We start from the raw sequence: 5,931 nt of genomic DNA, 5'->3' as shown, positions 1-5,931 counted from the left end.
GGATACGTGATTTGAAAGCAGCCCAGCCCCATGAACTATGTCAAAGAAAATGTTCGCCACCATACAACGACTCGTGCAGGGCTGGACATTCGGTTAAGAAATTTGCTGAGCCACCCAATGGCTCGGCGTAAGGCTATTCAGCTTTCATGGCGAATATGCAGACGCTATTCATCACAGTCGCCCCAAGGCGGAATGGTGAAGTGCGCAATCACTACTTGAAGACGGAGTGTACTCAGTCGCTTCCTTCAATATCTCTGCTTCCTGTGTCTTTTTTCCCAAGAGCCTTTGCAACTCTCGAATCTCGTTCATCGCGGCGGCTAATTGAGATGCGGGAACCAAAGCCTCGCCGATATTGTGAGGGGCCAGAGTACCATCTTGGTACTGCTTCCGCCATGCGGACACTTGATTGGGATTGACTTCATGGCGCCTGGCCACCTCTAAGACGGTTACACCTGGTTCCAGGGTTTCCTGCACAATAGCAAGCTTTTCATGCACGGACCGCCGCCGCCGCCGCTCTGGCTCGCTCAAGGCCTCGTTTCCTCCTTCAGAAGGGTTGGACTTCAAACTGGTCACAAAATATCTCCTCTAATTTAAAAACGTCCCTAGGTATCATACGAGGCAGGCATGTCTTGGTGAACACGCTGACATTAGCTAGCTCACCGTTCCATTAACTCATCAGGCAGCACTACCGCGGACTCTTTAGTTTCCAGCCAATTGCGTAAAGCATGAAAACGAAATATTAAAACCCATGCGTTACATGGCCCAAGAGACTGAAACTGAAACAAGGAACGCCGCACGTTTTTGATTTGCCTTAGCATGCTTCAGCATCTGATACATGACAGGTGACTAGAATGAGGCGTCTTGTGGCTTGCAAAAACCTGACGCAGCCTGGAGTCGATGACTTCGAAGAAGTACCATCACTACCTTGCAAATAACGCCTCAGCAATTCTTCGAGCGAGCTTCGCACCAATGTTGGTGGAACCCGGAGTTGTAAGTCATTTGAATGAAAAATCATCAGCCGCCTCCAGGAAGTCGGGATTGTAGAGGGCGTACCTCCGGACGTAAAATGAACTGTATTCAAATCGTTATGAAGCTCGCTCATGAGGGTATGTGAAGACCGCTGCTGCAATAGAAAATGAGTACGGTACAGCACATCCATGACGCGCCCCTTCATGTATCAGAGATGCCCTGTGCCGGCATATGCCTTGACTATAGCGGGCACTTTGCTTGCCTCATAAGGCGTTATCATGCAGGACGAGGCCTTGGACTTTGATGAGTGAATTATATTTTTTCTCAGCGCTTCAAATGCTTCCATTACGGCAGAGTATTGCGTAAAATCGTTGTTCGAGGGTTCAGGGATAGCGACATTGCCGAGGCAAGGGCGACCGGCTTTTTCTTTGCACTCCCGCTGGGCTACAGCGCCGAGACTACCGAGCGCTCCAAAGATATAGCCATCGTCAGGCAAAATTGGAAAGATCACATTATCAAAGTAGTTCGCCTCGACAAAAAGATGTGCTTTTTCACTCGAGTCGATCGCATGCCAAGAACCATTCTGGAAATAGTTATTAACCACATGCACAATGGCATCGCTGCCAGAAACTTTCGGTGCTCGCCCGGAAAAATCATGAATCCAATTATTGGATAAAGTAATATTTTGCTTTTTTGCAGTTAGCAAGATATTCCAATAATGTTTCCCGTTGCACTCAGGTGAGTAAGCGCTTGTGCCGTCGAAATTATTCCACGAAATAGTGACGTTGATTGCAGGCCTGAAGTGATCGACAATCATTTGTCGGCCAATATTGTGGAAGGTATTATGATCTATCCAAACTCGGTCCACCCCTTCCAGCGATATTGCGTCGCCACCAAAAACGATGCCGTTATTAATGTCACTTATCGTAAGATTTCTTATTTCGACGTTGCGGGAGTTCACCAGACGCAGTCCCTTTCCCTTTAGCGCTGCGGACGAGCTGGCGCCAATTAAGGTCTTATTTGAACCGACCGATAGCGGATTTTTCCCGGCCGCATCGTAAGTAATCCCTGTGACTTCTTTTCCACTGCAATGCCTATCGTTCGCATCGACAAGGATCAATGCTTCCGGCTCGTACGGCGTCGGACATTCACCTTTTATTTTGCCGGGATAACAGCCACGCTCCGAGGAGGTTTTTTCTGTCCCTGTGTAGTCAATCGTTGTTGCGATTCTTATGATGCGTGGAGTTGCATCAGAGCATACTCCTTCCGCATTAAATGAATTACACAGGGCATTCTTCAGTTGCTCCCGGCCATCAATTGGATCTGTGATATTCACGACTTCCCCGCCCATCCCGCCGATCGTTGCTGCGCCGAACCCTTTCGGCCGACTAAAATCAAATTCCGTTGCGCACGATCCGGATAAATTAAACAGGAAGGCCGCCGAGCCCAGCACCAGAGTCGCTCGCTTGAATGCCATATGAAATAACATATAATTCCTTGTCAATATTTAGACATTGCCAATAATTGAGGTTTCCTATTTTCGGCTTCCATAGGTCCGGGGTTATGCAGCCCAATCTGTCGCCTGCTGAACAGTGAGCCAGTCCTGCAGGAACTGAGTCGGCGATTACGAAGGTGAGGGACGAATGACGACCACTGCGGTTATAGAACACTTCGATGTATTCGAACAGGTCCGCAGCGGCCTCACGTTGCGTCCGGTACCGCGTGGAAGGAGTTCGTTCGTTCTCCAAACTGTTGAAGAGCTCTTCGTCGGCGCGTCCCAACAATTTCCCCATGCCGGGCCTGCGGCGGAACCACGCCAACACATCCGCCACAAGGTCCGCCGTCATGCGCGCCTTGATGGACCAGCCCACGACTTCCCGATTCAACAGATCCAGCACCAATTCAGTGCCGGCTAAATCAACCCGTCGCGAGATGCGATGGTGGCAAATTCTGGGAACTTCAGGGTAGAATCTCGCGCGTCGCTACAGGGCCGGACGCTGTGTTGGTTGCAGGCAGCGGACTCATAATCCGCCGGGGATATCCCACCGTGGGTTCGAATCCCACCCGGCCCACCAAGCGCGATATCTTTCATAGCTCTTCGACTCTTCGCCAGGAACGGCGATATCCAACCAATCTGTAGCTTCACGTTCTCGAAGCTATAAAGGCGCACGACGGCCGCTGGACAGACAAACCAGGCACTGCGGGTATTGCATCGACCAAGTCTTCGAGGACAACCGAGTCGTGCCGATTGAAACCGATGACAGTCAGTGCCCGAGGAACGCCTTGCCGGTCTACGATGAGATGGCGTTTGCTGCCTAATCTGCCGCGATCTGTGTGGTTGGGCCCGGTATGCTCGGTGCTCGGGGCTGGCGCATTGCTGCGCTGGCAAGCTTCGCCCGACTCCACTCATCCCAGGTTCGGCGCGCTCGCGAGCAACACGGACGGTCTCTGTGCGCTTCACCTGGGAAAGCGTCGGCAACAGACAGACGCGCGCCACCCGCAGCAGGGTGCGGCTATAGCAGCGCGTGTCGCAAAAGTCGACTGTGGTCAACCACATCAAGTCACACCGGGGCAATATGTCCCTGTTCAGGGAGCGTTTGAACTGGCTGGCAATGACGAAGCCCGATCATAGCAGGAAGACCGCGCGCTTCGACGTCGGCTTGGGTCGACCCCGGAGCAGCTGCAGTAGCGGGCCGGCAGCAGCACTAGGAGTCGATATGTGTCAACAGGCAAGCACCTGCAATGTGCGTTGGTGCCCGTTACGCCGGGGTACGGGGTGACAATTTGCATACTGGGCGGTAATCGCGCCTGAACTGCGATTTTCTCCGACGCAATTGAGGCGGCGCGGGCGCCAATCCCATCATGACTTCGAACTGTAAATCTTATCTATTAAATTCGCATAAGTGTCAGGGCTCACTCCAGATTTGCTTAGCCTTGCGCGCAAAGTCCTACCTTTGATTTTATTAATGCTATTCTTGAGGTCCATTAAGCCTTGTAATTTCGGGGACTCCTTTACGTCCTTTGGCTGTTGCTCGACGAGAACGGCGACGGCATCAATTACTCTGCCTATTTGGCTTCCATAGCTGTGATCACGCGTGATTTCACGCTCCATATCCGGATCCGAGCTATTCTCCTTGTTGATGGTGATTGAATTGTTGGTAGTGCTATTGGTTGCGAACCAGCCCGGCAAAATCGGCTGGCAGAAAGTTGCAAATATCTGCGAAAACGCCTTCATGGTTTCCGCCATTGAGTCGATAAATTTGTCAGTATCATTGGCATTTTTATCATGTGCACACATATTTGCATACCTCATTTTCTATATAGCGGCTTGGACAATGTCTAGTGACTAATAAAGCAGGGATTGAGGTGGATAATCCTCGGCTAAAACCGTGACCACCAACCCTGCAATGAAAGGATCGGCGTACCTCATCTGCTTTGCCCCAGTCCGCTCACGCAAACCTTATGCCAAATAGCGCAGCGTTCCGAGAGACGCTCGTAGGCGGACCCAAAACAAGGGGGGCCGCTGAAGATAGTGACGGTTCAGCGTCGATTTGACTCGCCCACAGACGGCTCAGCGAAGCAGGTGCCGATCTAGGCGCAGATAGGATTGAGAATGAAGGGAACGGAAATAGTGCGGCTGAGACTACGGAGTCTGCGGCCACAGGTCCCTTATTCTCACATCTGCGGCAAGAATCGGCACAGTCATTCGAGCGATGCTATGTGCTGAAAGAATGCCCACATAATTCGTTGGCTTTGTCGAATTTCCGACGTCACGATTGCATATTTGGGCACCTCGGTGCCGGCGCGCTTTTTGTTTCTAAGCCGCAGTGCATCGAAATCTTTGATGACAGGTCACCGACTCATCTGCTCATGTCAGGGCTATGAAGTCGCACAGTAAGCTATATAGGAGGGCAAACTCGTAGAGCGAGCCGACAAGGTTTGTGATTAGCCAGCGCCCAGATGGGGGCAGTGATGATTCTACCTCCGGCTTTGGCAGATTCAGAAAGTGGCGGCGCGATTTTGGCAATGCACCGTTGTCTGATCAGTCAGTCCCGATTCGGCATCTCGCCGTCATACTCGAGCAATTGGCCGGTCAGCGCAACAGCTTGATGGAATCGTTCAGCCGGTGTATCGAAGTTTAGTGCCTTGCGCGGGCGTTCGTGGAGCCGCCTGGCAATGGCATTGAGCTTGGCTTGCGAATAGATCGAGAGATCGGTTCCTTTCGGAAGGTACTGTCTCAAGAGCTCGTTGGTGTTTTCGTTCGTGCCGCGCTGCCAGGGATTTTGAGGTTCGCAGAAATAGACCCTGATATCGGTCGCGACAGTGAAGCTCTTGTGGCCAGCCATCTCTGTGCCGCGATCCCACGTCAGCGATTTTGTAACAATTCCTGCTGTAGTTTGCCAGCGTGCTTGATCAGGGCGTTGACTACAGCCTCAGAGTCCTTGCTGGCAATCTTCACGAGCATCACGAACTTTGTCTGGCGTTCGACGAGTGTTGCAATCTGGCTGTTGGCGCTGCCGACAGCAGATCGCCTTCCCAGTGTCCAGGCATCGCGCGATCCTCTGCCGTATGGAAGGCCTGATTCAGGGTCGCATGTCATGACAACGCCACTTACCGCGATATCTTTGGCCATCGGTTGGACGAACACCTCGTCGGATGGCAATAGGGTGCCGTACGAAGAGAACACATCATCTATTGCTTGAATCAGTTGCTCATCGGTACGGACATTTAATACAGCGGTCTGCCATGCTGACGGGTGACCCGATCGATGACCGAAAAGCTGAGCCCGGGTGTGGCAAAAGTACTCAAACGGTTGGCGGAGGAAAGATGCTGCGCGACAAGGATTATCGGCCCACCTTCGATCGTCTTTTCGTAACCCTTCCCGGCCAGTCGGCTCGGCCAGTTCGAATGGCTGCAATGGCCGATCTTCTTCAGGTTGCGGTCATCAAAGGCGGCGTAATG

At 52.1% G+C, this 5,931-nt stretch carries 3 protein-coding genes, 1 tRNA gene and 4 pseudogenes; 1 reads left to right on the top strand and 7 read right to left on the bottom strand.

The features are described 5' to 3' along the window. Positions 1-177 precede the first annotated feature (177 nt). The 3 genes and pseudogenes from MKD38_RS30120 to MKD38_RS30110 all read right to left on the bottom strand — a co-directional run. Positions 178-573: pseudogene (locus tag MKD38_RS30120) on the bottom strand (transposase); the annotation flags it as partial. A gap of 604 nt (positions 574-1,177) precedes the next feature. After that, on the bottom strand, positions 1,178-2,446 hold the full coding sequence (locus MKD38_RS30115) for a pectate lyase family protein (RefSeq protein ID WP_157625309.1): 1,269 nt from the start codon (positions 2,444-2,446) through the stop codon (positions 1,178-1,180). 84 nt (positions 2,447-2,530) lie between these two features. Continuing rightward, positions 2,531-2,870 (bottom strand): annotated as a pseudogene (locus tag MKD38_RS30110) (IS3 family transposase); the annotation flags it as partial. 86 nt (positions 2,871-2,956) lie between these two features. Between MKD38_RS30110 and MKD38_RS30105 the strand changes: the two are divergent. Further along, positions 2,957-3,044, top strand: a tRNA-Ile gene (locus MKD38_RS30105). A gap of 91 nt (positions 3,045-3,135) precedes the next feature. Here the strand turns inward: MKD38_RS30105 and MKD38_RS30100 are convergent. From MKD38_RS30100 to MKD38_RS30085, 4 genes and pseudogenes are all read right to left on the bottom strand, one after another. Next, positions 3,136-3,377: pseudogene (locus MKD38_RS30100) on the bottom strand (IS5/IS1182 family transposase); the annotation flags it as partial. A 452-nt stretch (positions 3,378-3,829) separates the two neighbouring features. Beyond that, the gene (locus MKD38_RS30095) at positions 3,830-4,267 is read right to left on the bottom strand and encodes a hypothetical protein (RefSeq protein ID WP_012354759.1); all 438 of its coding nucleotides are present in this window, start codon (positions 4,265-4,267) and stop codon (positions 3,830-3,832) included. 748 nt (positions 4,268-5,015) lie between these two features. Then, positions 5,016-5,535, bottom strand: a pseudogene (locus MKD38_RS30090) (IS30 family transposase); the annotation flags it as partial. Positions 5,536-5,697: 162 nt separating this feature from the next. Next, on the bottom strand, positions 5,698-5,931 hold a 234-nt coding region (locus tag MKD38_RS30085; protein WP_172582634.1), incomplete at its 5' end, for a hypothetical protein.

The sequence above is a fragment of the Cupriavidus sp. WGlv3 genome (assembly GCF_023952475.1).
Classification (GTDB): Bacteria; Pseudomonadota; Gammaproteobacteria; order Burkholderiales; family Burkholderiaceae; genus Cupriavidus; species Cupriavidus phytorum.
The sequence above is the reverse complement of the archived record's forward strand: the minus strand, read 5'-3'. Positions and strand labels throughout refer to the sequence as shown.